Genomic DNA, 25684 nt, shown 5'->3' with positions numbered 1-25684 from the left:
GTCTAGTAGGAACGAGCTTTGCCTCAAAAAGTAATGGAATAGGCCGCGTGCGATCTACTGGAATGCGCTTTCGCCTGTAAGGTGCTGCCCAAGCACCAGCGTGTGGACCTCGTGCGTGCCTTCGTAGGTGTAAACCGATTCAAGGTTGCACATGTGACGCATGATCGGATACTCACCGGTGATGCCGTTCGCCCCGAGGATCCCTCGAGCCGTTCTCGCACACTGCAAAGCGATCGACACGTTGTTCATCTTGCCCATCGATACGTGCACTGGCTTAATCTTGCCGCCGTCCTTCAACCGCCCCAGGTGCAAGCACAACAACTGCGCTTTACTGATTTCAGTCGCCATTTCGGCTAGCTTCTTTTGAGTCAGTTGAAACCCAGCGAGCGGGCGCCCGAATTGTGTCCGCTCCTTTGAGTACTTTAGCGCAACGTCAAAGCAAGACATCGCGGCGCCCACCGCGCCCCACGCTATTCCGTAGCGCGCTTGCGTCAGGCACATCAGCGGGCTCTTTAGCCCACCTGAGCCCTGCAAGATGTTCTCCTCAGGAATCACGCAATCCTCGAAGAACAGTTGCGATGTGTCAGACGCGCGCAGGCTTAGTTTATGATGAGTTTGCCGCGTGCTGAAGCCTTTCGTGCCTCTCTCAACTATGAAGCCGCGGATCTGGTCATCTTCATCGGTCTTGGCCCACACGATGGCGATGTGCGCCATTGAGCCGTTCGTTATCCATGCCTTCGAGCCATTGAGCACCCAGCCGTTTCGGTCTCTTTTGGCTCTTGTCAGCATACCGCTCGGATCAGAACCGAAGTTCGGCTCTGTAAGCCCAAAGCATCCGATTACCTTGCCGGCAGCCATTTCGGGCAACCACTTGCGCTTTTGTTCCTCGCTTCCAAACTGAAATATTGGATACATACAGAGCGCGCCCTGGACCGAAGCGAAGCTCCTGATCCCGGAATCACCCGCTTCGAGTTCCTGCATCACCAACCCGTAGGCGACGTTGTTCATCCCCGCGCAGCCGTAATCTTCGGGAAGATTCGCCCCCAACACGCCGAGCTCGGCGAGGCTCGGTATCAGTTCGTTCGGAAACCTTCCTTCTTCGAAACACCCGGCTATGATCGGGGTAATCTCCGACTCAACATACTTCCTGACCTCAGACTGCACGAGTCTCTCCTCATCCGATAGCAGCGCGCCGACTCCCAAAACATCCAATCCTTCAAATGGCATTTTTCTCTCCCTTGTTTTTGTGGTCAGGGTTGTTCAAGTGATCAATTATCTCGGCGAGAATCGACACGGCTATCTCCTGCGGAGAGATCGCTCCGATCCGCAATCCAATGGGCGCGTGTACTCTCTGCAAGGCCTCTTCGGAAAAGCCCTCGCCGGCGAGCTTCTTGAACACCGACAGCACTCGTCTACGGCTTCCTATCATTCCGATGTACGTCGCGTTTGAGCGGATGACGTTCTTGAGACAAACCTCGTCGTACTGATGCCCACGCGTAACAATCACAATCGCTGTGCTCGGTGAGAGTTTTAGCTTCTCGGTTGCGCTGGCATAATCGCTCACCAGCGGGCGGATCCTCGGGTCAGGCAATCGGCTGCGCGAAGCGAACTCTTCCCTGTCGTCTACAACAGTGACCTGATATCCGGTTAGCGCCCCCATCAGTGCAACGGCCTGGCCAACGTGTCCAGCGCCGAATACCACCAATTCGAACTTGGGTTTGACTATCTCGATAACGAGCCTTACCGAACTTCCCTGCTCATCCAGCGTCTCGATCAGATCGGCGACGCCGCCCTTTGCTCTAACGCTCTCCACTGAAGCCAGTATCTTGGAAGCTATTACTCGGTCCGCTATTGGCGGGGACAATTCGCCGTTAGAAACCGTAACCGTCGCGTTCTTGCCTGAAGCCTCGTTCAAAACTCGGACGACCGCCAGGGGTTCCTCGCGCGATGCGCCATCCTCGATAGTCTTCAGAAGGTTCTTTAGCCCCGCCATAAATAAATTCGCCGACCATTCGTAGGCGGCCCTAAAGCTTGGTTTGAAGTCAACGCGCGACCTGACTACTGTGCGACTCTATATGCCGGGCGTGCTCGAACTGTGACGCTCGGGCGAGAGACTCGTACCGTTATCTTACGCGCGCGATCGTCCTTTTGCTTGTTTGTCGGGTAATAACCAAGAAGGTATTGGTGACGCAGTTCTTCGGCTATTCTTCCCAACGCCGACTTCAAGTCGCCGAGTCTATCCGCGCGCTCGACTATCCCGCCCGACATATCAGCAAGGCGTTGCAGATACTCGTCTGCGCTTCTGTACGCGCGATCCAGCTCTCGCCTGCTTTGCTCGAGTTTGGAGTCTACCGCGGAAGTCCCTTTCGAATTCAACAAGCCCCTTACCCTGGCGTCCATCTTGCGTTCGACATCCTCGCGCGTGGCGTAGCGAATCGGGTAAACGATGATGTCCTCGCTCTCAATGACCGCATCCAGCGTGTCCTCTTCGGAAATCTCGCTACTTGCCGTGTCGAGTCCGTCGCTGAAAACGATCACCGCCTTTCTTCCGGGAACATCGCGGAGCCTTTCCCATACCGCCGTATAGACTGCCTCGTAAACCTGGGTGTACTCGCCCGATTTGATCGATCGCACGGCCGCCGCAAGCCGAGTCGCATCGTTGGTTAGTTCACACATGACCTCAACGCTGTCATTGAACGAAGCGACCATCACGCGATCGTGCGGCCTGAGGTTGCCGAGAAAAGCCATTGCTGCCGACTTGATTTGATCCAGCGCCCCTTCGGTTGAGCCGCTCGAGTCCAGCAGCAGCGCAACACTGAACGGCTCTTCAACTGAGCCGAACAGTTCGAGGTTCTGCTTGACGCCATCCTCGAAGATATTGAAGTCATCGCGCGTTAGATCGCTCACGTAGCGGCCACCATGCTCGCTAACGACGACAGGTACCTGCACAAGAGTCGTGTGGAGCTTGATCGGCTCATCTTCTCGAGGAACCGGCTTCTGGCTTCGCTCCTGCTGCGCGCTGGTCACCGGAACCACGAGCGCGAAAAGGAGGCCGGCGACGACCGTCACCAGCCGCAATCTGTCGAGCCGACCGCATTGTTTCATCACCGCGATCTCCTTGAAACCGGTACAGACCTCAATTCAGTTGCGCCCCATCGCCAGATAGTTGAACCCCGCCAAACGCATCGCCACAGGCTCGTAGAGGTTTCTAAGATCTATGATGTTTGGCTCGCGCATCAGTTGCTTCAGTCGATCCATATCGAGCCGCCGAAATTGGTTCCACTCGGTAACAACGACCAGGCCATCGCTACCGCGAGCGGCTTCGTACTCATCCTCGCAATACTCGACGTCGGTTAGCAGCCGGCGCGCGGACTCCATAGCCGCCGGATCGTAAGCTCGAACCTTGGCTCCCGCCTCGAGCAGGTCCTCGATTATCTTGATTGACGGCGCTTCTCTGATGTCGTCGGTCTCGGGCTTGAAAGCCAATCCTAGTATTGCGATCGTTTTGCCGCCCAGTTGCGGCAATAGACGCCTGATGCGATCGATGATTGAGTTCTTCTGAGACTCGTTAACGCGCAGCGCAGCATCGACGATTCGGACGTCATAGTTCACGCTGCGTCCTAGCGCCACGAGCGCCTTTGCATCCTTCGGGAAGCAACTTCCGCCGAAACCAGGTCCGGGATGGAGGAACTTAGACCCGATTCGGACATCCATCCCCATTCCCTTAGCCACATCGTGGACATCGGCGCCGAGCAATTCACACAGCCTCGATATCTCATTGATGAATGAAACCTTCGTCGCCAGAAATGCATTTGAAGCGTACTTGATCATTTCCGCAGACTCCGGCGTCGTGATAACGAACGGGGTCTCGAGCAGGTACAGCGGCTGGTAGATATCTTTCAGTATCGCCACCGCTTCTTCATCTCTGCAACCAATCACTACCCTGTCCGGCCGCATGAAGTCGCTAATGGCTGCCCCTTCTCTCAAGAATTCAGGGTTCGCCGCAACCGAGAACCGGCCTGGCGCCGCCCTGTTCTCCTCGATGATCTTCTTGATGCGAGAAGCCGCGCCGACCGGTACCGTACTCTTGGTCACGATTACTTTATAGCCGTTCAGTGACTTTGCTATCTCGTAAGCCACTTCATCGATCTGACTCATATCGGCCGACCCGTCTCCGCTGGGCGGCGTGCCGACCGCAAGGAACACGACCAGCGATTGCTCGACTGTTTCTTTCACATCGGTGCTGAAGTCAAGCCTTCCCTCCCGGACATTCTTCGAGACCAGCGCATCAAGTCCCGGCTCGTAGATCGGCAGCTTGCCCTCTTTAATCGAGTGAATCTTGTCCCGGTCCTTGTCCACACAGGTGACCCTCATACCAAAGTCGGCAAAGCACGCACCTGTGACAAGGCCAACGTAGCCGGTGCCGATGACTGCTATGTGCATTGACTTTCTCCAGCTCTCGATCAGCACGCTACAGAATGCTGGCAAAGAATGCGATCGTATTCTTGAGCCCCTCTTCCAAGCTTACCTTCGGCTCCCATCCTAGAAGTCTGACAGCGCGGCTGATGTCGGGCTGCCTCACGCGCGGATCGTCCACCGGCAAGGGTCTGTGCTCGATGATACTCTTGCTCCCGGTCAACCTGATCACCATGCGAGCAAGCTCGATCACGGTGAACTCACCGGGGTTGCCGATGTTTGTCGGCAAGTGAATATCGTCGTCTGCGCCCGGCCGTCCGCCGGCTGACTTCGATCCTCGCGCATCGGAACTCATCAACAAGCGCAATATACCTTCGATCAAATCGCTAACGTAGCAGAAGGAGCGCGTCTGGTCCCCGTCTCCGTAGACGGTGAGAGGTTCGCCTTTGAGCGCCTGAACCACAAAGTTTGAAACCACTCGTCCGTCATTAGGCCTCATCCTGGTGCCGTACGTGTTGAATATTCTGACGATGCGGGTGTCAACGCCGTGATAGCGATGATAAGCCATCGTGATCGCTTCGCCGAAGCGCTTTGCTTCATCGTACACGCCTCGTGGCCCGACGGGATTCACGTGTCCCCAGTACTCTTCCGGTTGCGGATGCACCTGCGGATCTCCGTAGACCTCCGACGTCGACGCCAACAGGAACCGCGCGCGCTTTGCCTTCGCCAGGCCCAATGCTTTGTGCGTTCCAAGACTGCCAACCTTCAGCGTCTGAATCGGTAACTGCAAATAGTCGATCGGGCTCGCAGGGGATGCGAAATGCACAACCGCATCGAGTTCGCCGGCGACGTGCAAATACTCGGTCACATCCTGTTTGACAAACTTGAAGCGTTCGTTGCCCAGATGATGCTCGACGTTCTCTACGCGGCCGGTAAGCAGGTTGTCGAACACGATCACGTCGTGTCCGTCCGCGATTAGGCGGTCGACCAGATGTGAGCCTAAGAATCCTGCTCCGCCTGTTATCAGCACTCGCATTTCAGTTCACCTGTGCACATCAAGCGATACCCTGCCGATAGAACGAGCCTATTGTCTCGACCACGTAACCCTGCGCGGTTTCGCCGAGCTCTGGATATATCGGGATCGCCAGCGCCTCTTCGGCTGCCCTCTCTGATTCGGGGAAATCTCCCACCCGATAACCCAAGTCTTCGAAGCAGGCCTGCATATGAAGTGGCACCGGGTAGTAAATCTCCGTCCCTACGCCGCGCTCCGCAAGGTACGCTCTTAGCTTGTCCCGTTCGCGGGCCCGAATAACGAATTGATTGTATACGTGCCGTGCCGATGCGGACTCGCCGGGCAATCGCACCGCACCGCTCGAAACCAATCCGGCTGAGTCAAACAGCCCTCGATATCTTTGCGCATTTGCTCTACGAGTCTTTGCCCACTGATCCAAATAGCGAAGCTTGACCCGCAGAATTGCGGCCTGCAACGAGTCCAGCCTGCTGTTTATCCCCACCCGATCGTGATGATACTTTCTCTTGGCCCCATGCGCCCTCAGGGTTCTCAGACTCTCGGCCAGCTCAAGATCATTAGTCGTAAGTAAACCACCGTCTCCTGCCCCGCCCAGATTCTTCGACGGGTAAAAGCTGAAGCACCCGACTAGCCCCAGGCTGCCAGCCCTTCTTTCGCCATACTCGGCGCCGATAGCCTGAGCGGCATCTTCAATAACCGCGATCTTGCCGGGCCTGGCAAGTTCATTGATGCGGTCCATCTCTGCGCATTGCCCGAAGACATGCACGGGCATGATGGCTTTCGTTCGCTCGGTCATTGCGCCCTCGATAAGATTTGCATCGATGTTGAAAGTCGCGACATCGATATCGACGAAGACTGCCCTGGCTCCCAACCGCACGATTGACCCTACGGTAGCAAAAAAACTAAAGGGAGTTGTTATGACCTCATCGCCGGGTCCCACTCCGCAAGCCATAAGAGCGAGTAGAAGGGCATCCGAACCCGACGCGCATCCTACAGCTTCTGCGCACTGGCAGTAAGGCGCCAGCTCCCGCTCAAGCTCGCGCACCTCAGGCCCAAGAATAAACTGCTGGCTGTTCAGGACGCCTGCTACGGCCGCTTGAATCTCTTCCGCGATCGTCTGGTGCTGGACACTCAGATCCAGCATCGGAACTTTCATCTGCGTTCTTTCTTGCATTGGCTCTAGCACTCCGGGGGAGGCGGCGTCACGATGGGGGCGATCCGCATGAGCGCTTTATCATATCGTGAAGAAACTCCGCTCGTCAAAGTTGGGACTCGATTAGCCAACTTGGGGCGCAATGAGAACCGGGACTTGTTGGTTTCACTCCATAGGAGTGTGAGTTCAACTTCCGGTTACAATCGCACCGATCTGCTGCCGCTATAACAAAAACAGTAACATCCGATGACAGAATCTGTGAGTTGGCTTTCGGGTCCTGTGGCGGGAGAACTGTCTTCAACCAAGTATCAACAGTTTACAGCTGGACTCATCTGATATTTGCCTTGGCACCAACCTTGCCAACTCTATTACCGAGCTTCAAAACGGAAGGGCCGAAATGATCAGGGCAACGGGGGCTGTGCTGATCGCTTCGGTCCTTCTTTATTTTTCTCGCCTGTTCTCGCAATCCTGGTAGCATAGACTTTTTTAGTTTCTGTGTGCCGATCACATAGAAGAGATTTCGCACGACACAGGCTAAAGTCTATGCTACCCGGCAAAAGAACGTTAGCCATAAAACGAAGGCCGCCATTCCAACGGCGGCCCAAGCGTTCCGGTTAAGGCAGATCGAAGCACAAGCCTATCGCACTTCAATGTTACGCGGTCGCGTGCTCGGCTTCGAACGCTCTGCAAGAAAATCGCTGATCCAGTGGTACTGGCTAACGTACTTGCTTGTCTCATTCTTGAAGATCGGTTGTGTATACTTCTTCACGACGTAGCGTCTTGCTACTCGTCCGCTACGCGAGCGAACCCTGACTGCAACTTTCCTGGAGACGGTCATAGTCGGGCGGGTGTTCGAATCGGGATCTTCCATCCAGTCGGTTTGATCGTGGGACAGCACCGACAAGACTCGGCCGACCCCGCCGTTGTAGGCTGCAGCTAAATAAGGACCGACGCGATCTGCCGGCAAGTCAACTCGCGCCCTAATCGATTCCCAATCGGAATCGCATAACAACACCTGAGCCATCACCGCGCCTATCGGGTCTCCCATTGCCGCGTGGAAATCACGTTTCAGCCCCGCCGCCGGATACCTGTTCAAAAGAAGCGAGTAGGTTGAGGGTATCATCTGCACAAGCCCGCGAGCTCCCGCGGGGCTGATCGAGTATGCATATGCCTTATCGCGATTTGTCGCAATCACCGTCAACACTCGTTCAGCCAGCGGCTTGGTTACACCGGCGCTCTTAAATTCGCTTGGATCTATGTGCTCGTTTAGCAACAGCACCCTAAGGATGTCTTTGGGTATAACGTCGACGATTCGCCTTCCCGCGAACGCCCGCGACTGGACTCCTCGGTCACGCAGTCGAGCATACGCCTTTTCAATAAATCCGTTTTTTACGTCGATGCCTTTCTTGATTACTTCTTCTGTCTTTATCTCGGCCGAGTACGGTGTGTAGACGGCTTCTATCACTGGGTCGCCTGGCCCGAAGCGATTACCCTCGTTTGACACCGGATACTTGACTGCTACAACCTTTCCGCCTGCCGGACTTATGCAAGCGATGTCGGAATTGATTCCGTTCTCGCGCCGCATCGAAAGTATGAAACCAGGAGTGAGGACCTCGAAACCCGGGTCGCGCTTGATTGCTCGTGCAATTCGGATCTTACCGTCCGTGTCCAGGATCGCCAACGCCATCTCGCGCCCGACGATGCCGGTGACCGGAACGTCTTTGAACTGCCGGCGGCCGATTCGTACCCGCCGCGTGCCGACGGTGCCCATTATCAATTGAACTGATTCCTTTTTTACCTGTTCCCTTCCCTCTTCAATGTTGCTCAATAAGTGGTTGTTGGTGTGGTCCACTCCGGCGCCGCCGAGCATGGCAAGCATCCAAACTGCAACTCTTATCATGCGATTGGTCTCCCACTAAGTGAAATACAGATGGTGTAATACTACCAAGTGCAGCTCTCGATTCTCAATACCTTTCTCATGCAACAAGATATTCACAACAAGTAGCGCCGGCTTGCAGGTTCGCGGTTGGCAATGTACCTTGCCTGATGATTGCCCGGCCCGCCGAGCAACAACGGATTGACGATGATCCAGTTCGATAACATTAAGACGTTTGTATCAAGTCACGCTCTGCAATGGCTCGCCGCCTTGCTCATTTTTCTAATCGGAGTGCTCGCTTCGAAGCTCAGCAAACGGTGGATGACGCCGATTCTCAATCGCAGTCGCGTACGCGATGACGTGTTACTCAAGAACTTCTTCGTCCGCTCGATATCTCTGGCGATCCTGATCGCCGCAACGCTCATCGCGCTCGAAAAGGTGGAGGTGCCGGTAACCTCGCTTATCGCCGGCCTCGGTATCACCGGTTTGATACTGGGCTTCGGGCTGCGAGACACGCTATCGAACTTTGCAGCCGGCCTGTTGTTGTTGATCTACCGGCCTTTTCGGGCAGGGGAGTTGATCGAAGTCGAAGGCGCGCACGGCGTGGTCGAAGAATTGACAATCGTGAACATGCAGATGACGACGACTGACGGAGTCCGGGTTATCATGCCGAACTCAAAGGTGTGGGGTTCGAAGATTGTGAACTATTCGTTGAGCCAACGCCGGCGTTTGGAGCTGACGCTGAAAGTACGACAGGACGACGTAGAGATTGCGATCGCCGCAATCAATGCGGCTTTGGCCGATGACCCGAGGATATTGAGCGAGCCTGCGCCGTCGGTCCGGATCACTTCGATAGCAGACAACACGACAACGTTGATCATCTGGGCGTGGACAAGGCCCGAAGAGTTTTCGAGTGTGACGGCGGACGAGTATCTTCGACTGTTGAACCGTTTCAGACAAGCTGAACTGCAAATCCTTTGAGGCTTAATTCGTGGCAGCTCGTTATCACAGCACGCGACACCTTCTCATGAATTTGTTTCTTGCAATCAGAAACTCCCGGACGAGAACCTCAGGCTGGCTCTCAATGGTTTTGGTTATTGTCTTTTTGTTTGCCACACCTCCTCGCAGTAGCAGTCTCGGCGGTCGGCTCCCAGCCGATACGCTCCGAATCTTATTCGTAGGCAACAGCCTGACCTACTTCAACGATCTTCCCTCCATTGTCGAGGCATTGGCCGAAGCGAATGACCAGCGCCTCGCCTACAAGATGATCGCGTTTGCAGACTTCAGCCTCGAGGATCATTGGAACAAAGGAGACGCGGGCAAAGCGATAAAGAACGGAAAATGGAACTACGTGGTGCTGCAGCAAGGGCCCTCAGCTTCTAAGGAAGGTCGCGCCGTGCTTCGCGAGTACGCTCGTCGATTTGCTGAAGAAATTCGGCGCACTGGCGCAAGGCCGGCATTGTATATGGTCTGGCCTTCGTCGAGCCGAGAGCAGGATTTCGCGGGCGTCAGTCAATCCTACAGCCAGGCCGCCGAAGATATTGACGGGCTGGTTTTGCCGGTGGGCGAAGCCTGGTTGAGTGCCTGGAGAATCAATCCCAAAATCGAGCTGTACTCAAAAGACGGACTTCATCCGACTGTGACGGGTTCGTACCTGGCCGCCCTGGTCATCTATGGGCAACTCTCCGGGCGACCGTTAGGGGGCCTGCCATCGAAGTTGTCACTGCGCTCGAAAGCAAAGATTGAGATACCGGTTGAACAAGCGGAACAGTTGCAGCGAGCAGCCAGTGAGGCAAACGGGAAGTTCGCAAGACGGTAAGCTACGGCTAATCGCAACGGCCGCGGTCTCGATCGACCTTCGTCCGAGAGCCGGCATGCACATTGAGAAGTTAAGTCGCCTCCAGGACCGCTTTGCGAAGCTATTGCCTAATCCTGATCTCCAGCCGGCGTTGACCTGATCAAAATGTATCAGTAAGGTTGATCGGAAAGTTCGAGCAAGCCCGCTTTTAGCACCTCATCTGAGTCGCTCGACAAGCAGATAAAACCATCGTTCCAGGAGAGCACTAGTTATGAAACCGAAAGACAGAACTGTTTTTGTGATGTTGCCAGTCATCGCCCTCCTATTCCTCCCCTGCGCGAGCGCGATTCGCCATGTCTCCGCTCAGCAACGACAGCAGCCGCAATCCAAGTGCCCGGTCACGAAGGTAACGTGCCCCGACTCGGTCGAGGCGAACGATACGTTGAAGATCACGGTGGAGGTCCGTGGTGGTGACCCGAAGGTAACGCCGACATATAACTGGACGGTCTCGGCTGGCTCAATCGAATCGGGCCAGGGCACCCCAAACATTGAAGTGAGCACGAAGGAAATAGCCCCTGATGCAACGGTGACTGCGACGGTTGAGGCGGGCGGGTTCGACCGAGCTTGTGGTTATGGTTCTACAGCGGCCAGTTGTACAACTACGGTGACCAAGAAAGCCGAGGCGCGTAAGCTGGACGAGTATGGCAAGCTCAAGCCCAAAGACGAGGATGAGAGGCTCGACAAGCTTATGATCGAACTCAGTCTCGACACAACGGCACAGAGCTACATCATCGCTTACGGTGGACGCGCGAGCCGGGCCGGCGATGCGCAGAAGACGGCGAACAAGGCGAAAGCTTATCTTGTTTCGAAGCGCGGCCTGGATGCCGCCCGGGTGGTGATCGTGGATGGCGGCCTTCGGGAAGAGCCGGCGATTGAGTTATGGATAGTGCCATCGAGCGCGCAACCGCCCAAGGCGACGCCGAGCTCCGGGGTTCGACGATCGTGAACTACGCGCTCAGCCAGCTTCGGGCCTTGTGCTATCATTTGGCAGAGTTAGTTTGAGTAAGTTATGCAGCAGCGCGAAGACTTTCAGCAGATACTTTCGTCACCGACCGAAGCCTACGAAGAAGGTTTAAGGTTTTTCATGGGCAAGAGCCTTTTGAACAACGCGCTGCGGCGCATCGCATCGGACCTCGACTCTCACGGAATTGATTACGCCGTGATCGGAGCGATCGCATTGAATCAGCATGGTTACCGGCGTTTCACCGAAGACATTGATCTGCTGCTGACAAAGGAAGGACTCGAAAAGTTTCGAGAGGAATTGATTGGCCTCGGCTATCGCCCTGCATTCGAGGGCTCGACCAGGAAGTTTCGCACGGCAGCGGAAAATGTTCCGATAGAAATCATCACGGCAGGTGAATACCCCGGTGATGGGCTTCCAAAGCCGGTCAAGTTCCCAGGCCCGAGTGAGCACTTCGTAGTAATTGACGGTGTGAAAACGATCACGCTTGAGAAGCTGATTGAATTGAAACTTGCATCCGGAATGACGGCGCCCGACCGCCTGAAAGACCTCGCGGACGTGCAGGAGTTGATTAAGGCGAAGTCACTCGATTCCTCTTTCGCTGCGAAGCTAGACTCGTCTGTCCGCGATAAATTCCTTGAATTATACAATGCAGTGCAAGAAGCTCGGAAGAGATAACAAAGAATAAGGAATTCGGTGGCGTGGGAGAGTGAGAACTGCGTTAGGTTTGTCGATGTGTTGACCGACCACCTGCGAGTGTGTCAGAGGGGTTATGTACATCGATAATTTCATCTGGTTGCCCGACATATTGGACAAGCTCGCGCTAAACATAACGTCACACAAGACGAGATCGAGGAAGTGTTCTTCAATGAGCCACAATATCGTTTTGTTGAGTCACGGCATCGACCAGGCGAAGATGTCTACTCAGCCAACGGGCAGACCGATGCAGGCCGTTACGTGATTGTGTTCTTCATTCACAAATCAGGCAACATGGCCCTGATCTTAAGCGCGCGAGACATGGATAGTAAGGAGCGAAAACGTTATGAACGAAAGTGATGATCAACAACTCACAAGCATATCGAAGGCAAAGACGTTAGAGGAAATCGGTGAGTTCTGGGATACGCATAGTCTCGGCGACTATTGGGATCAAACCCACGAGGTTGAATTCGAGGTAAGGGCGCAACGGAGGCGGCGCGTGACACTCGATCCCAAAGTCTTTGCTCACCTCGAGGCTCAGGCCCGAGTCCGTGGAGTCTTGCCTGAAACATTGGTCAACCTGTGGTTGGCTGAACGGCTACAGGAAGAAGTTAGTGGAGACAGAACAACGTAGCGACTCCGCGATAGCACCAGACCGCACAAGGAGCTAGACGCGTACCGGCGCGACCCCTAACACCTACAGTAATCGTTTCTTCAAATGCCGTGGGCCAGGCATGTGTCCAAGAAAAGCCGAAAAGAACAAAGAGGGCGAGCCTGCGGGCTCGCCCTCTTTTCGTAACTAACTCCAAGGGTCGACCTAAAAAACTAGACCCCGGCGTAGGAGTGGAGACCTGGAATTATGAAGCTCACCCCGAGCCAGGTGAATATCACCAGCGCGAATCCTAGCAGCGCGAAGTAAGCGCTTCTTCGGCCACGCCAGCCGTGGGCAATGCGCGTGTGCAGGAAGCCCGCGTAAGCCATCCACGCCACCAGCGCGCCGACTTCCTTCGAGTCCCATCCCCAATACCGGCCCCAGGACTCATTGGCCCACACGGCGCCGGTGATCAGCAGCAGCGACAACAACGGGAACGCTACTCCGACCGTTCGGTACAGCAAGGAGTCGATCGTCTTAAGCGGCGGCAGTGCCGACAACAGTGGTTCGCGCTTCCAGGAGAAGAGTGTGACAAGGAATAGCGCGACAGTGAGGCCGATCAGCCCGCCAAATTCGACCGGGTTCGAAGTCATGCTGAGCTTCAAACTCGATGCGTTTTGCTGAACCCACCTCTCGGCGTCTGACGGCGTCACGCTTTGCTGCGACTGCTCGGACATCCACACGCTGAAAGCCGGGTACTCTCGAGTTGGTATGTGCGCAGCCGGATTGTCGAGGCTCTTCATCTGCCAGAACAGAAGCACCAACACCAGGACTTGCAAAACTACCGCGCCGTTGAAGAGCTTCCACCCCCACGCTCTGGCTTTCTCGTCTTTGTTGAAATGATCGAGCGCGAACAGCGCGACCGCAACGACAAGCACCAACAACGTCAGGCTCATCAGCGGTCCGACCATCGGCAGTTCAGTTCGCAGCGGCAGCGCGCTTTTGTCCATGAACAAGTTCACGGTGTATTGACCGCGGAAAACCTCGAAGGCGCTCGCAGAGCCGAATCCTAACATCACGAGCGTGAGTAATCCGTACAGCGCCGTCCAGAGCGCGACGCCCTCAAAACGGATTCCGTCTTTTAGCAAGTACGCGAACGCCAGACCGAAGCTGACAAGGCATACGCCGTATGCCACCGTGGCTATTGAAACGTGAATCGGCCGCCAGTAGCTATCCAGGATCGGCGGCAAAGTGCTGATGCCGCTGCCGAGCATCATCCCCAGCGCGAGCACTACAACAAGGATCGGCATCGACATCGCGCCAAGCGCGCGATACTTGGGCTTGCGGATCACCACCAGCGTCGTCAACGCCGCGCCGGCGGAAAACCCCAAAGTCAGCGCGTACAGATTATCTAGTGGAAAGTATCGCCAGACGCCGTTGATTCCATCCTTCCAACCCTCTTTGTCCCCCGCTTCGATCCAACGTACCATCCAGCCCGTCAGGTTGAAGCAGTAGCCCATTGCGACCGTGATCAAACCCAACCGGGCCAGGACGTTCTCTTTGACGAAGATGTTGGTTATCAGGAGAACCGCCGCGCAGATGTAGCTGATCAGCGCGAGCATGATTAGTGCATCGCAGTAGATAAAGCCGATCGGCCGCCCGGCTTGGATGCGCACCATGATCAACAGTATTGTTCCCAGAATGGGAAGGACGATCGGCAAGAGGCCGATGGCTTTTTCCGGGACGGTCAGCTCCAACTCAGGCATCATTACTTCTTCGTGTTTGATAGCTCTACTCATCTCTTGATCCTCCCGTAACAGACTGCACCAGCGAATTGAACCGGCCTTCAAATGCAGGCCTGTTCCGGTTTGTGTTTCCACCAAAGTAAATCTTCGAACCGCCGCCGTTCGGTTCAATCACCGCCCACGCCCTCTGATGGGAGAAGAAGAACACTCCGCATAAGGCCATAATCAAAAGCGTGAATCCAATGTAAACCGGCGTGCGTCCCGGATCGTACTGAATGGTCAACGTGTGAGCGGATGACACCTTTTCGAAGTCTTTCAGCGACACCTTGTTCCCGCTAACGATGGTAGCTCGGTCAGCCTCGGCCTGACCCAATTGTTTCGCCATTGCAGCCGCAAGCACCTGGGCAGCGTCGTCATGGTAAAAGGCAAACGCCCGTCGAGCACTTCCGTCTGGCATCGTTATCGCCAGTAGAACCGCAGGGTTGTTATAGTCAGTAGAGCGAGTTGTCGGACCGTCGCTCCCTAGTACGAAATCCGGAAGAAACTCAACGTACGACACGCGCCCAACCCCCTTCACATCCACAGAACCGTCTCGAGGTATCGTGACGCTCTGAGCTTCAGTACCGTCGACCGGTTGAAATCTAAGCGTAATCTGCCGGGCATTTCCGAGCGGTTGGAATTGGCTTTGGAAGAAACGATAGCCCCGGTAATCACCGACATTGTTCATGTGAACAACCATGTCCTTCCGCACGTTCCGTTCTTGGTCGATGATTCGGATTGAGCTCAACCAGTCGATTGTGTTCGATGCTTCCAGACCGCCTTCGGGCCTGATTAGCTTCTGCTGCAGATCAGTGCATTCGATTTCGAACGGAAGAACCGCCGGCGTCGTGCGCGCGCCATCAAGGGAGATCTCACTCATCGCGAACTGCTTAGAAGTCTTCCCAGGCTTGATCTCCATCGGACCGCCCATCCCGTACCGGCTAGTGAGAAAGCCGCCGGTGAAGATCGTGAGCAGGGCAACATGCACGACGTAGGCGCCAAGACGGTTCCACGTGTTGCGCTGTGCGAACACGGTGAGACGGCCATTCTCGTCGGTAATGTGAACCCACCCGGTCCCTTTTTTCTTCTTCAGCCAGAGGTAGACAACTAGCCCGAGATAACCAAGCCAAGCGAGAAACAGATAATAAGCCGAAATGAATCCCGGTAGCTTTGCAATCCGCAGAACTATCTCCACGCCGGAAGCCAATCCGAGCACGAGAAGAATCCACATCTGGATAATTACAGCGCGTTGCCAACTCTGCTTCCACCAAATAGCACGTACTCTTTCAGCTATCCGAGCCGGGGGTTCATAGGAAACCTCCTCAGTGCTGAACATCTGGGCGGCGATGAACTTGGGAGAAGCAGTGCGCTTCGGTTTTCGTATGTATTGCCACGCCGCCGGGAAGCGGTCGATCGATGCAAGGATTATGTTTAGTCCGGTGAGCGCCAGCAGAAGAGTGAAGTATCGCGAGCGATATATATCAAAGAAGCCGAGCGCGCCGTAGACCGTCTTCTGCGCCGGTTTGAGGTTCGCGAAATACTTATCGAACCCGTCGACGTTGACCTGCATCACGAGCATTCCGAGCATGCAACACGAAAGCAGAATGCTCAACATCACGATGCCGAATTTCACGGAGCTGAGCAAGCGAAGCACCTTGTCGAGCACGGAATCGCTCTTCTTGGTGCTGACCTTGACGGCCGGCGCGGCCGCAGGCGGAGCTTCCGTTGCCGCGGCTAGTTCGGTTTCAGTTGTTGCCATAAGTAAGTTCCGGTGTGAATTGAATGATTGCCCTAATAACCAACGCGAATTCTAGCAAGCGCTGTTTTAGGGTGTCAACGACGCCAAGTTTGACCGCACGGCGATCCGTCGAAGCAATCGAGACACAAACAGCATGAACATCGCAAATCAACCGGCCGCAGCCTGAAGTTCATTCCTACTTCTTCGGCTCGGATGGCCTTAGTTCGACTCGGCTCGCCAACGCTCGCGGATCGCTTTCAACTAGATTGATGACGACGTTGGCCACATCCTCCGGCGCGAGTTTCCAAGTCGTTGACGGGTCCTGCTCACCGCCGCGGCCGAAGCGCGTATTCACAGAGCCGGGCATCACATAGCTCACTCGGATGTGGTCGTGCCGCACTTCTTGCATCAGAGCTTCGGAGAAGCCTATCAGTCCGAACTTCGACGCGCAGTAGGCCGCCGCGCCGGGGAATGCATTCTTACCCGCGAGACTCCCGATGTTGATGATGTAGCCGCCGCGTTCCTTCATCGAGGGGAGGGCTTCGTGGCAGCAATAGAAAACTCCCGACAGATTCGTCTCGATTGTGGCGCTCCATTCTTCTACCGGCATCTGCTCCACGTAGCTGTGCGAGCCTACACCGGCATTGTTGATCAGGATGTCGAGCGTGCCGAACGAAGCCAGGACTTCGCGGAACAGTGAGCGGACGCTATCGTAGTCGCGAACATCGCACGCTACGCCCTTGATGTTGTCACCATAGTCCGATTTGAGAGCCGCGACGCTGTGCTCGACCTCTTCCCTGCTTCGAGCGCAAATGAAGACCCGTCCGCCGCGCTCCAGCAAAGCGCGCGCGATCGCCAGCCCGATTCCGCGAGTTGCTCCGGTCACAACTGATGTTTTGCCTTCGATGTTGCTCATGCGAATTCCCTTTCCGAGCCTACGCTACTCCACAAACGAATATCCGAGCCGCCGCGCCAGGCGATACACGAGCGGAATGGGCAACCCAACAACGTTGTAGTAATTGCCCGCGATCTCATCGACAAACAGACCGCCAAGCCCCTGAATCCCATAAGCGCCAGCCTTATCCATCGGCTCTCCGGTGCTTACATACCATTCAATCTCTCTGTCGGTGAGCTGGGCGAATTTGACCAGAGTCTTATCATAGTCCGCAACCTCGCGCCGGGTTTCGATGTCGTAGAGCGCGACGCCGGTCATCACGGCGTGCCACCTTCCTGACAACTGCTCTAACATGGTTGCGGCGCTCGCCTCATCCTGAGGTTTGCCCATCAGGCGGCCGTCCAGCACAACCACCGTATCCGCGCCGATGACCAGTCCGGCTTCACGCGTGCGCGCCGCGGCAATAACTTTAGCCCTTGCAATGCGTGTGATATAATCGGCTGGCGTCTCATCAGGATGAGGGCGCTCCCCGATTTGGCTGGGTGCAAGCTCAAACTCGACCCCGATTTGCTTGAGCAAATCGGCGCGTCGTGGGGACGCGGAAGCAAGAATGATTCTGGGCTCTCTCCCCGGCATCTTTATTGGTTTGCGACTGACGGCGCGAAAGCAAACGCTTGAGAATCGGCTTCGGTCTTAGCCCCGCGAATAGCGACTAACCTGGAGGTTGCAGTGCGTCGAAAAATCTCATTGCTGGTCATTGCTACTTTTATGACCGGGCTCGCAATAATCAACAACGGCTGTTCCCGTTCCGGTGGTATGGACGACGCTGATCGAGACGACACCATCAGTTTCGACCTGAACGATCCAAAAATAAAAGAGCGGTTAGGCGAAGACGACGGCTACGCCTTTGCGATCATGTACGGCGCTGACGTTCACGGCAGCCTGGAAACCTGTGGCTGACCGAGCCACCCTATGGGTGGACTGGCACGGCGTGTCAGCTATATCAAGGCTTTTAGGCACAGGTCAAACACGGAAGTCCCGACGCTCCTCGTTGATGCAGGTAACTTGTTCTCAGATGATCGTTACAGCGCGGACCAACTACCCGCCGAGGTTATGACAAAAAACAAGTGGGTAGTCAAGGGATACGGCGATTTTCATCACGACGCTGCTAACATCAGCTACCTTGACCTGCCTTACATATCCGAGCTTCTAAAGAAAGACGGCTATGACAAGCGAGTTGACGAGTATCCATTCATGCAGCGACTGGTGTCAGCTAACCTCCAGCCGCAGGATGATCAGCATCGCGCTCCCGTTCCCTATGTTGTTCGTGAGATTGTGCTGAAGCGCGGCGCTCCCGGGCAGAAGTTGAAAATCGGGATAGTCGGATTTACGGAAGGCAAGCCTGTGACTCAGACGCAAAAGGAGGAAGTCTACGCCGGCTACCGCATAACCGATCCGTTTGAAGCCGCCAAAAAGATCTTGCCCGAGCTAAAGCAGAAGTCTGACTTTATTGTAGCGCTCGCCTATATGGACGCAGCGTCTGCTCAACGTCTGGCCACCGAAAATTCCGAGATTGATACGGTTATTGGAGCGCGGCAGACCAGTTCAATGGATGAACCCCAGCACTTCAATCGCGCCACGATCACTTACTCTTATAACCAGACCAAGTATCTGGGCGAGCTGCGCGTTTATGTCAAAGGCGACCGGAGCGCAGAGAATCAGGTTAACCGGTACGTGGCGCTTGATTCCAACATTCCCGACGACCCCTCAGCCGTAGAGGTCGTCACCGCGGCTCATACCGAGTTCACCAACGAACAAAGCCAGAGCGCACAAGCGACCGCCGGTTCGCCAAAGCCCGCTTTGCTGAACGCAACAGGGTCGCCCTACGTTGGAGTCGAGACGTGTGCCGGTTGTCACGAAAAAGAGAATCAGATATGGGTGGGCACCAGGCATGCTCACGCGATGGCCACGCTCGAGAAAAAGAGCCAACAATTCGACAACGAATGCATCGCGTGTCACGTGGTCGGCTTCCAACGGGGAGGCTTCCAATCGCTGTACACCACGCCTCAGTTCGCTAATGTGCAGTGCGAGGAATGTCACGGCCCCGGCCAAGAGCACGCAAGCAACCCGGCTAAAGGATATGGCTTCGTGGCGACCCCCGTGGGCTGCATGCAGTGTCACAAGGAACCGAACGATCCGGACTTCGACTTCGCCGTCTACTGGCCGAAAATAAAACACTGAACAAGTGGAACATACAAAGTAAAGTGCAAATGCGGCTACGAGACGAATGTGGGAGTAGGTACTGGCCGCAAGCCAGGTCGCGAGCACAAATAAGCGCTGTGCGGCGCGCTCGGTCATCTTGTTCGTTATGAAACAAGGACTGCAGGAGAAAGATCATTACTCTATCGAAGAGTACCTGGCTCTCGAGCGAAGCTCTGAACTTAGGCACGAGTACATCTCGGGCGACATGGTGGCGATGGCTGGCGCTACTCGCGAACACAATCTAATAACGGGGAATATAGCTCAGAGGCTCAGGAATCAACTCGAAGGCATACAGTGCGAGACCTACTCAAACGATATGCGCGTGAGGACAACGCCAGCGGATTACACTTATCCTGATGTGGTGGTTGTGTGTGACGAACCGCAGTTTGAAGACGCGGAGCTTGATACGCTGTTAAATCCCACGGTCGTCATTGAAGTACTATCCAAGACTTCTGAAGCGCGCGACCGGGGTGAAAAGTTCTCGGATTATCGCGGCGTTAAGAGCGTCAAGGAAATTGTCTTTGTTAGTCAGCATAGAATACGAGTCGAGCATTATGTAAGACAATCGAATGACGAATGGACTTTGCACGATATAAGCGATCCTGGCGAAGTGATAGTACTTAGTTCAATCGGATGCACATTGAGCTTGGCTGAGATTTACGAGCGAGTAGAATTCCCGCCTCCAAGGCGGCTTAGGGATGTGAAAAGAAAGTCTCAAGGTGAAGGGGAATAGTCCACTAGTCCGTCAATGGTTCCCCCGATCGCTGACCGTTCTATGTTGACCGATCTGTTGATGCTGGTTCCGCAGATGCTCCGCCAAGCCGCGGACTCCGACGAGATGCGCGAGCAGGCGGTATTCGCGGCATGGCTCGTAGCCGTTGGCGGTCCGATCCGCAAGGTCACGTCGCCCATCCGGCTCGAACGGAAAACGTTGATCGTGGCGGTGCCCGACGCGACATGGCGCACCCAGTTGATCAGAATGCACGGACAGGCTCTGTTCAAACTGAACTCATTGCTTGGCGCGCCGCTGGTAACAACGATTGAGTTCGTCGTCAACCCCAGCCTTATCGTTTCTGAACCCGAAGCCCCCAACGAAGTCAAGTTCACCGCCCCCGAAAAGATGGCACTGCCGTTGCGGGAACAGGCTGACCGGATACCTGACCAGGAGATCCGTGAAACATTTCTACGCGCCGCGGGAAAATGCCTCGAGAGAACAACGAAATGAGCGAACCTGCAAAACAGACTTCCGAAGCAGTAATCGAGATGATCGGACTGACGAAGGACTACGAGGCCGGCTTTCTCAAGAAGAGAAAAGCGCGAGCCCTCGACCACCTGACCCTCGAAGTGCGGAGGGGCGAGATATTCGGATTTCTAGGTCCAAATGGAGCGGGCAAGACCACCACGCTCAAGCTGCTGATGAGCCTTATTTATCCGACGGAGGGCACCGCCCGAATACTCGGGCGTCCAATTGACAACGTGGCAACCCGTTCGCGAATCGGCTACCTGCCTGAGAACCCTTACTTCTACGACTACCTTTCCGGCCGGGAGCTTCTGGAGTATACCGCAGCGCTTTTCGGTCTTCCCGATGGGGCGGCGCGTGTGAGAGGAAAACAGTTGCTCGAGCTTGTGGGGCTTGATTCCGACGGCGCCAACCGCCAGCTTCGGAAATACTCGAAGGGCATGCTTCAACGAATCGGAATTGCGCAAGCTCTGGTCAATGATCCGGAAATCGTTTTTATGGATGAACCGATGTCCGGCTTGGACCCGATAGGAAGGCGCGAAGTTCGAGACTTGCTGCTATCGCTCCGCGCCCAGGGCAAGACGGTTTTCTTCTCATCTCACATCCTTTCGGATGTCGAAGCGCTGTGTGATCGCGCTGCGATTCTGAGCCGAGGCAAGCTCGTTCGGTGCGGCACGGTGCATGAACTTACGGCCATTGAGGAGGCAGCCCTGGAAATCGTAGCAATCGGCATCGAGCCTGCTGCGCTTGGCCGGTTCCCACAAATCGTCTCCTCGTTGCAATCTGCGACCGCGACGCCCAACGGCGTTCACCTTGTGCTGGGCGACGAACGCGAGATCGACAATACGCTTGCTCTCATACATGAGTGCGGAGGCAAGCTAGTTTCGATCAATCCCAGGCGAGCCTCGCTCGAGGACGTTTTTGCAGACACCGAACAGTAGCATAGACTTCAGTCTGTGTTTTTCCGTCTCTTGCAAGGGTGCGCCCGGTTGTTACACAGACTAAGCCTATGACACCTCAATCAATCTACGGCCCGATTCCCAAGCGTCTCCGACCCGTGCTGCTCGCATTCGCGTTGCTGTCTTCTTCATTCATAGCAATGGCCGGTGCAAACACAAAGCCGGTCCTTGGAAGTCAATCACCAGATTTGAACCCGTTGATTGATGGCCTTCAGCGCAAGTACTCGCGCATGCAAGGGCTCGCGGCGGATTTCATTCAGATCTACTCCGGCGCCGACGGCCGGATCATTCGCGAGACAGGTCAGCTCCTGCTGAAGCGGCCAAGAAAGGCCCGGTGGGAATACACGTCGCCGGAACGCAAGCTGTTCGTGTCTGACGGCAAGAACGTATTCTTTCACGTCTACGGAGAAAAGAATGCGACGCAGTCACCGATCAAAGAGACCGCCGACCCTCAGATTCCTTTTCTTTTTCTGCTTGGCAGAGGAAACCTGCGGCGCGACTTCTCGCGCATAGAGGTCGCCACAGGCGAGCCGGCAATCGGCTCTGGTAACCAGGTGCTACGCTTGTTTCCTAAGCGCGCCCCCGAAGAGTTCAAACAACTAATCGTCGAGGTCTCGACGGCTTCGTTTGAGGTAAGGCGAATGGTGATCTTTGAGCGCAGCGGAGCGAGGATGGATTTTCTTTTGTCGAACGTCCGAGAGAACTACATCGCAGCCGACAGTCTGTTCGGGTTCACCCCGCCTCCAGGGGTAACCGTAAAGCGAGCGGATTAGCCTGAATCACTTCACTTTTAATCCATAAAGCTCGATAGTCATCTCCATGATCTCCGACGGGTCGGGTACCGGCTCTAGAGAGACGTCGATTTTCATAGTCTGGTTCGGCCCGAGTGTCTCACTGGTCTTTGGCACAGGCGTAATGATCTTCTCTCTCAGCACCTGACCGCCGGTTCCGATCACCGCCGCCCTGAGTTGAAGTCCGACGAGCACTTGATCTCCGGCGTTCTGTACCGCGCACAAAATGCGCGCATACCGGATGTTGAGTCTCTCACCGCTCCGCTTTTCCATGTTACTGATTATTACGTTCGGGGCGTAAGCGTCGAACTCCGGCGAACCGGCGTACGCGACTTCGGTTTGCGACGGTCCACGTCCAAGCGACGTTACAATAATGATCAGTACGAGCACGACGAGGACTGCCAGGCCGCTCAAGATCATTATTGTCTGTGAGCGATCCTTCTCTGATTTGACGGCTGGTTGCTCGAACATGCGCTCCTCAAAGTAGCCCAGACCTTTGTCTGTTGCTCATCCTCCTATCGTCATCCTTCCAATCAACAGCGTCGGCGAGACAACGCTGCCTCTGAAATCAAGATCGTTCCCGATCATCTCGATCGAACTGAGCATCTCCTTCAGGTTTCCCGCGATCGTCACCCCTTGAACGGGAAAAGTCAGCTCGCCGTTCTCGATCCAGATTCCCGAGGCCGATCTCGAGTAATCGCCGGTGACGATATTCACGCCAAACCCAAGCAGTTCGGTAATCAGAAGGCCCTTTGTCACCGACTTGATGATCTCGTCCGGTGAATACGGCCCCGGCTCGATATACAAGTTCCCAGCCTCGACGCCCGTGGCGCCACTCAAGCCGCGCCCCGCGTTTCCCGTCGACCTGAGACCCAGCTTGCGCGCGGTGTAGGTGTTCAGCAGATAACTCTCGAGCACGCCTTCCCTTATCACAACGGTGCGCCGCGTCGGCAGTCCCTCGCCGTCGAACGGTCGCGACCCGAGCCCCCGCGGCATGGACCCGTCGTCAATAACGGTCAGCCGCCGGCTCGCGACCTGTTCGCCAAGCTGCCCGACCAGGAAGCTTGCCTTTCGAAAGATCGATTCTCCGGATGCCGCATTGAAGATATCGCCGAGCAGATCGCGCGCCATGTTCGGCTCGAGCACCACCGGCACCGATTGCGTCGGCACCGCTCGCCCGCCGAGTTTGCGAAGGGTCCGCCTGGCTGCCGTGATGCCGATCTCTTCAGGGCTGTCCATCTCCGAAAGCTTGCGCCGCACATCGTACCAATAGTCGCGCTGCATCTTCCCGTCTTCCGCGGCGACCGGCACCGAGGCAAGCGAGCACGAGGTGGTTTGAAACTCGCCGGCAAAACCCAGTGAGTTCGCTAAAACCACGGAACCGTATGCCGAATCGAATCCGCCACCGTCGAAGTTTATTATCTGAACGCTGAACTCTTGCGCCGCGCGCTCCGCTCTCAACGCCATCTCGATCTGCTCTTCGGTTGAAAGCTTCTCGATCGCTTCGTCGTACAGATCCAGGTTAGGAACGGACGTGGCAAGCTCTTGAGGATCTGGCAGACCTGCGGTTTCATCCGGCGAGGTGAGTCGCGCCAACTCGACTGCTTCATCGATCAGCGAAGTCAGCGCATCGCGGCTGAAGTCTGAACCGGAAACCGAGGACTGTCGTCCGTGGATCAGGATTCTCAAACCGAGTCCCCGATCTGTTGATTCCTTAAGCGTCTCCACTTCCCCGAGCCTTACTCCAACAGAGAACTCCGTCCTCTGCCTTATTACTACTTCAGCGGCGCTCGCTCCTCGCTCTACAGATTGCTGGGCGACGCCGGCCGCGAATTCTTTAGTAAGGTGGAATGTCATTCAGCGCGGATGATCTCTGGTATACACCTGTATCGGCGTCACTCTTTGGGCGCCCTCCCCGCATGCTACTGCCGAACTGCGGAATGAGCGGCGCCAAAAGAGGGACGCCCGTGCAGCCTAGGTCCGAAACTTATTTCTGCGTGCCACCGACCGTCATTTCGCTTATCTTGATAGTCGGGATACCAACTCCGACCGGCACGTTTTGCCCGTCCTTACCGCATACGCCTACACCGGGATCGAGCTCGAGATCGTTGCCGATAGCCGTCACGTGTTTGAGAGATTGAGGTCCATTCCCGCGAAGCGTTGCGCCTTTTACCGGTGCGGTCACCTTTCCATCTTCGATCAAGTAGGCTTCGGACGCGCTGAACGCGAACTCACCGCTGGTGATGTCGACCTGTCCGCCTCCAAACTGTACGGCATACAACCCTCGCTTGACCGAGCGAATTATGTCTTCTTTTGCGTCCAGGCCGGCGAGCATGAACGTGTTGGTCATTCGCGGCAACGGCATGTGCTTGTAGCTTTGCCTTCGTCCGTTTCCGGTTCGCGCGGACTTCGTCAGACCGGCGTTCAGATAGTCGCTCATGTAAGCTCGGAGGATCCCGTCCTCTATCAACACTGTCCGGCTTGTTGGCTCGCCTTCATCGTCAATATTGAGCGACCCGCGGCGATCGGGAATCGTGCCGTCGTCGACCACGGTGCAACGCTCTGAGGCAACGCGCTGTCCGATGAGGCCGGAAAAGGCCGAAGTTTGTTTTCGATTGAAGTCCGATTCCAGACCGTGGCCGACAGCCTCGTGAAGCAGTATGCCCGGCCAGCCTGGCCCCAGCACGACTTCCATCGTTCCCGCGGGAGTCGCGACCGCGTCCAGTTGGATGATCGCCTGACGCGCCGCTTCGCGGGCGAAGTGGTCCGGGGTCATTTCGGTTTCGAAGAAGTCAATACCGACGCGGCCACCCCCTCCCGCGCGGCCGACCTGAAGATTGCCGTCGTCATCGGCTATACACGAGATGCCGAATCGCGCCAGCGGCTGGACGTCACCGGCCAACCTCCCATCGGAAGAGGCGATCATCACGTACTTCATTTCGTCGTTGACTGATGACTGCACCTCTCGTATGCGCGGGTCGGCTCCGCGCGCCGCTCTATCCCCGCGTTTGATCAGCTCGATCTTTCTCGACAGTTCAATCGACGACACGGGAACCTCGACTGGATACAGGTTCAACGCGGTCGGCGTCGCGTTCACACCCTCGAGTCTCTTGCTCCCCCCGCTGCGAGCTATGTGGCTTGCGGTTTCGGCCGCGTGACGGATTGCGTCGAAGGCTATTTCGTCGGTGTAAGCATAGCCTGTCTTGTCGCCGATGATCACGCGCACGCCAACACCCTGGGCGATTGACTTTGCGGCCTGTTTGACGATCTGTTCTTCGATGTTGACGCTGTTTGCAACCCTGTATTCGAAGTACAAATCCGCATAGTCACCGCCGCGCGCCAGTGCAGTCGCGAGTAGCTTGTCGATATCGCCGTCGGTGAGGCCATACCGATCGAAGAAAAACTTGATTGCATCTGTGCTCATTCTATCCCT

General features: G+C 55.7%; 26 protein-coding genes. 12 read left to right on the top strand and 14 right to left on the bottom strand.

The genetic code is table 11. The annotated features are described in order from the left end of the window. Positions 1-54: 54 nt before the first annotated feature. The 7 genes from AABO57_01070 to AABO57_01040 all read right to left on the bottom strand — a co-directional run bounded on the left by AABO57_01070 (position 55) and on the right by AABO57_01040 (position 8499). Positions 55-1227 (bottom strand): acyl-CoA dehydrogenase family protein, encoded by a 1173-nt coding sequence (locus AABO57_01070; protein MEK6284314.1) that lies wholly within the window; start codon positions 1225-1227, stop codon positions 55-57. Further along, positions 1217-1993, bottom strand: a complete 777-nt coding sequence (locus AABO57_01065) for an XdhC family protein (protein ID MEK6284313.1) — start codon at positions 1991-1993, stop codon at positions 1217-1219. The genes AABO57_01070 and AABO57_01065 overlap by 11 nt, the downstream gene beginning before the upstream one ends. 65 nt (positions 1994-2058) lie before the next feature. Continuing rightward, a complete protein-coding gene (locus tag AABO57_01060; protein ID MEK6284312.1) occupies positions 2059-3105 on the bottom strand; it encodes a VWA domain-containing protein in 1047 nt (348 codons plus the stop codon). Positions 3106-3141: 36 nt separating this feature from the next. Beyond that, entirely contained in the window at positions 3142-4443 is a 1302-nt protein-coding gene (locus AABO57_01055; protein ID MEK6284311.1) for a UDP-glucose/GDP-mannose dehydrogenase family protein, read from the bottom strand. Between the two features lie 28 nt (positions 4444-4471). Continuing rightward, positions 4472-5452 (bottom strand): UDP-glucuronic acid decarboxylase family protein, encoded by a 981-nt coding sequence (locus AABO57_01050; GenBank protein MEK6284310.1) that lies wholly within the window; start codon positions 5450-5452, stop codon positions 4472-4474. A gap of 19 nt (positions 5453-5471) precedes the next feature. Further along, positions 5472-6602, bottom strand: a complete 1131-nt coding sequence (locus AABO57_01045) for a DegT/DnrJ/EryC1/StrS family aminotransferase (protein MEK6284309.1) — start codon at positions 6600-6602, stop codon at positions 5472-5474. 634 nt (positions 6603-7236) lie between these two features. After that, positions 7237-8499 carry a hypothetical protein gene (locus AABO57_01040; GenBank protein MEK6284308.1) on the bottom strand — a complete coding sequence of 421 codons (1263 nt, stop codon included), beginning with the start codon at positions 8497-8499 and terminating at the stop codon, positions 7237-7239. A 183-nt stretch (positions 8500-8682) separates the two neighbouring features. On the opposite strand from AABO57_01040, the gene AABO57_01035 reads away from it, so the two are divergent. The 6 genes from AABO57_01035 to AABO57_01010 all read left to right on the top strand — a co-directional run bounded on the left by AABO57_01035 (position 8683) and on the right by AABO57_01010 (position 12624). Continuing rightward, entirely contained in the window at positions 8683-9456 is a 774-nt protein-coding gene (locus AABO57_01035) for a mechanosensitive ion channel family protein (protein MEK6284307.1), read from the top strand. A 103-nt stretch (positions 9457-9559) separates the two neighbouring features. Continuing rightward, the gene (locus AABO57_01030; GenBank protein ID MEK6284306.1) at positions 9560-10294 is read left to right on the top strand and encodes an SGNH/GDSL hydrolase family protein; all 735 of its coding nucleotides are present in this window, start codon (positions 9560-9562) and stop codon (positions 10292-10294) included. Between the two features lie 250 nt (positions 10295-10544). Next, positions 10545-11279, top strand: coding sequence for a hypothetical protein (locus AABO57_01025; GenBank protein MEK6284305.1), 735 nt, complete (start codon positions 10545-10547; stop codon positions 11277-11279). 63 nt (positions 11280-11342) lie between these two features. Further along, positions 11343-11972 (top strand): hypothetical protein, encoded by a 630-nt coding sequence (locus AABO57_01020; protein MEK6284304.1) that lies wholly within the window; start codon positions 11343-11345, stop codon positions 11970-11972. 180 nt (positions 11973-12152) lie between these two features. After that, positions 12153-12350 carry a BrnT family toxin gene (locus AABO57_01015; protein MEK6284303.1) on the top strand — a complete coding sequence of 66 codons (198 nt, stop codon included), beginning with the start codon at positions 12153-12155 and terminating at the stop codon, positions 12348-12350. Then, on the top strand, positions 12337-12624 hold the full coding sequence (locus AABO57_01010; GenBank protein ID MEK6284302.1) for a CopG family antitoxin: 288 nt from the start codon (positions 12337-12339) through the stop codon (positions 12622-12624). The genes AABO57_01015 and AABO57_01010 overlap by 14 nt, the downstream gene beginning before the upstream one ends. Positions 12625-12815: 191 nt before the next feature. On the opposite strand, the gene ccsA is transcribed toward AABO57_01010, so the two are convergent. The 4 genes from ccsA to AABO57_00990 form a co-directional block, all read right to left on the bottom strand. After that, positions 12816-14381, bottom strand: coding sequence for a cytochrome c biogenesis protein CcsA (gene ccsA, locus AABO57_01005; GenBank protein ID MEK6284301.1), 1566 nt, complete (start codon positions 14379-14381; stop codon positions 12816-12818). Next, on the bottom strand, positions 14374-16125 hold the full coding sequence (locus AABO57_01000; GenBank protein MEK6284300.1) for a cytochrome c biogenesis protein ResB: 1752 nt from the start codon (positions 16123-16125) through the stop codon (positions 14374-14376). Before AABO57_01000 ends, ccsA begins: the two co-directional genes overlap by 8 nt. Positions 16126-16300: 175 nt before the next feature. After that, entirely contained in the window at positions 16301-17020 is a 720-nt protein-coding gene (locus AABO57_00995) for an SDR family oxidoreductase (GenBank protein MEK6284299.1), read from the bottom strand. Positions 17021-17044: 24 nt separating this feature from the next. Beyond that, entirely contained in the window at positions 17045-17635 is a 591-nt protein-coding gene (locus AABO57_00990; GenBank protein MEK6284298.1) for a nucleoside triphosphate pyrophosphatase, read from the bottom strand. A 93-nt stretch (positions 17636-17728) separates the two neighbouring features. Between AABO57_00990 and AABO57_00985 the strand changes: the two genes are divergently transcribed. The 6 genes from AABO57_00985 to lolA all read left to right on the top strand — a co-directional run bounded on the left by AABO57_00985 (position 17729) and on the right by lolA (position 22233). Then, complete coding sequence (locus AABO57_00985) at positions 17729-17959, top strand: hypothetical protein (protein ID MEK6284297.1); 231 nt, start codon at positions 17729-17731, stop codon at positions 17957-17959. A 153-nt stretch (positions 17960-18112) separates the two neighbouring features. Further along, positions 18113-19240 (top strand): multiheme c-type cytochrome, encoded by a 1128-nt coding sequence (locus AABO57_00980; protein MEK6284296.1) that lies wholly within the window; start codon positions 18113-18115, stop codon positions 19238-19240. A 127-nt stretch (positions 19241-19367) separates the two neighbouring features. After that, entirely contained in the window at positions 19368-19994 is a 627-nt protein-coding gene (locus tag AABO57_00975) for a Uma2 family endonuclease (protein ID MEK6284295.1), read from the top strand. Between the two features lie 45 nt (positions 19995-20039). Next, positions 20040-20486: a DUF721 domain-containing protein gene (locus tag AABO57_00970; protein MEK6284294.1), complete on the top strand. Its 447-nt coding sequence runs from the start codon at positions 20040-20042 to the stop codon at positions 20484-20486. Beyond that, positions 20483-21442, top strand: a complete 960-nt coding sequence (locus AABO57_00965) for an ABC transporter ATP-binding protein (protein ID MEK6284293.1) — start codon at positions 20483-20485, stop codon at positions 21440-21442. The genes AABO57_00970 and AABO57_00965 overlap by 4 nt, the downstream gene beginning before the upstream one ends. Positions 21443-21510: 68 nt before the next feature. Then, a complete protein-coding gene (gene lolA / locus AABO57_00960; protein ID MEK6284292.1) occupies positions 21511-22233 on the top strand; it encodes an outer membrane lipoprotein chaperone LolA in 723 nt (240 codons plus the stop codon). A 6-nt stretch (positions 22234-22239) separates the two neighbouring features. Here lolA and AABO57_00955 read toward each other — a convergent pair whose 3' ends face one another. From AABO57_00955 to tldD, 3 genes are all read right to left on the bottom strand, one after another. Beyond that, on the bottom strand, positions 22240-22722 hold the full coding sequence (locus AABO57_00955; protein ID MEK6284291.1) for a hypothetical protein: 483 nt from the start codon (positions 22720-22722) through the stop codon (positions 22240-22242). 36 nt (positions 22723-22758) lie between these two features. Next, complete coding sequence (locus AABO57_00950; protein ID MEK6284290.1) at positions 22759-24108, bottom strand: metallopeptidase TldD-related protein; 1350 nt, start codon at positions 24106-24108, stop codon at positions 22759-22761. Positions 24109-24238: 130 nt separating this feature from the next. Continuing rightward, on the bottom strand, positions 24239-25675 hold the full coding sequence (gene tldD, locus AABO57_00945; GenBank protein ID MEK6284289.1) for a metalloprotease TldD: 1437 nt from the start codon (positions 25673-25675) through the stop codon (positions 24239-24241). Between the last annotated feature and the right edge of the window lie 9 nt (positions 25676-25684).

The organism is Acidobacteriota bacterium (genome assembly GCA_038040445.1).
GTDB lineage: Bacteria > Acidobacteriota > Blastocatellia > UBA7656 > UBA7656 > Onstottus_A > Onstottus_A frigus.
The sequence above is the reverse complement of the archived record's forward strand: the minus strand, read 5'-3'. Positions and strand labels throughout refer to the sequence as shown.

Bases quoted from the DNA above. Each gene is read 5' to 3' on its own strand.
- AABO57_01070 (MEK6284314.1), bottom strand. From the start codon at position 1,227: ATGCCATTTGAAGGATTGGATGTTTTGGGAGTCGGCGCGCTGCTATCG.
- AABO57_01065 (MEK6284313.1), bottom strand. From the start codon at position 1,993: ATGGCGGGGCTAAAGAACCTTCTGAAGACTATCGAGGATGGCGCATCG.
- AABO57_01060 (MEK6284312.1), bottom strand. From the start codon at position 3,105: ATGAAACAATGCGGTCGGCTCGACAGATTGCGGCTGGTGACGGTCGTC.
- AABO57_01055 (MEK6284311.1), bottom strand. From the start codon at position 4,443: ATGCACATAGCAGTCATCGGCACCGGCTACGTTGGCCTTGTCACAGGT.
- AABO57_01050 (MEK6284310.1), bottom strand. From the start codon at position 5,452: ATGCGAGTGCTGATAACAGGCGGAGCAGGATTCTTAGGCTCACATCTG.
- AABO57_01045 (MEK6284309.1), bottom strand. From the start codon at position 6,602: ATGAAAGTTCCGATGCTGGATCTGAGTGTCCAGCACCAGACGATCGCG.
- AABO57_01040 (MEK6284308.1), bottom strand. From the start codon at position 8,499: ATGATAAGAGTTGCAGTTTGGATGCTTGCCATGCTCGGCGGCGCCGGA.
- AABO57_01035 (MEK6284307.1), top strand. From the start codon at position 8,683: ATGATCCAGTTCGATAACATTAAGACGTTTGTATCAAGTCACGCTCTG.
- AABO57_01030 (MEK6284306.1), top strand. From the start codon at position 9,560: ATGGTTTTGGTTATTGTCTTTTTGTTTGCCACACCTCCTCGCAGTAGC.
- AABO57_01025 (MEK6284305.1), top strand. From the start codon at position 10,545: ATGAAACCGAAAGACAGAACTGTTTTTGTGATGTTGCCAGTCATCGCC.
- AABO57_01020 (MEK6284304.1), top strand. From the start codon at position 11,343: ATGCAGCAGCGCGAAGACTTTCAGCAGATACTTTCGTCACCGACCGAA.
- AABO57_01010 (MEK6284302.1), top strand. From the start codon at position 12,337: ATGAACGAAAGTGATGATCAACAACTCACAAGCATATCGAAGGCAAAG.
- ccsA (MEK6284301.1), bottom strand. From the start codon at position 14,381: ATGAGTAGAGCTATCAAACACGAAGAAGTAATGATGCCTGAGTTGGAG.
- AABO57_01000 (MEK6284300.1), bottom strand. From the start codon at position 16,125: ATGGCAACAACTGAAACCGAACTAGCCGCGGCAACGGAAGCTCCGCCT.
- AABO57_00995 (MEK6284299.1), bottom strand. From the start codon at position 17,020: ATGAGCAACATCGAAGGCAAAACATCAGTTGTGACCGGAGCAACTCGC.
- AABO57_00990 (MEK6284298.1), bottom strand. From the start codon at position 17,635: ATGCCGGGGAGAGAGCCCAGAATCATTCTTGCTTCCGCGTCCCCACGA.
- AABO57_00980 (MEK6284296.1), top strand. From the start codon at position 18,113: ATGACAAAAAACAAGTGGGTAGTCAAGGGATACGGCGATTTTCATCAC.
- AABO57_00975 (MEK6284295.1), top strand. From the start codon at position 19,368: ATGAAACAAGGACTGCAGGAGAAAGATCATTACTCTATCGAAGAGTAC.
- AABO57_00965 (MEK6284293.1), top strand. From the start codon at position 20,483: ATGAGCGAACCTGCAAAACAGACTTCCGAAGCAGTAATCGAGATGATC.
- lolA (MEK6284292.1), top strand. From the start codon at position 21,511: ATGACACCTCAATCAATCTACGGCCCGATTCCCAAGCGTCTCCGACCC.
- AABO57_00955 (MEK6284291.1), bottom strand. From the start codon at position 22,722: ATGTTCGAGCAACCAGCCGTCAAATCAGAGAAGGATCGCTCACAGACA.
- AABO57_00950 (MEK6284290.1), bottom strand. From the start codon at position 24,108: ATGACATTCCACCTTACTAAAGAATTCGCGGCCGGCGTCGCCCAGCAA.
- tldD (MEK6284289.1), bottom strand. From the start codon at position 25,675: ATGAGCACAGATGCAATCAAGTTTTTCTTCGATCGGTATGGCCTCACC.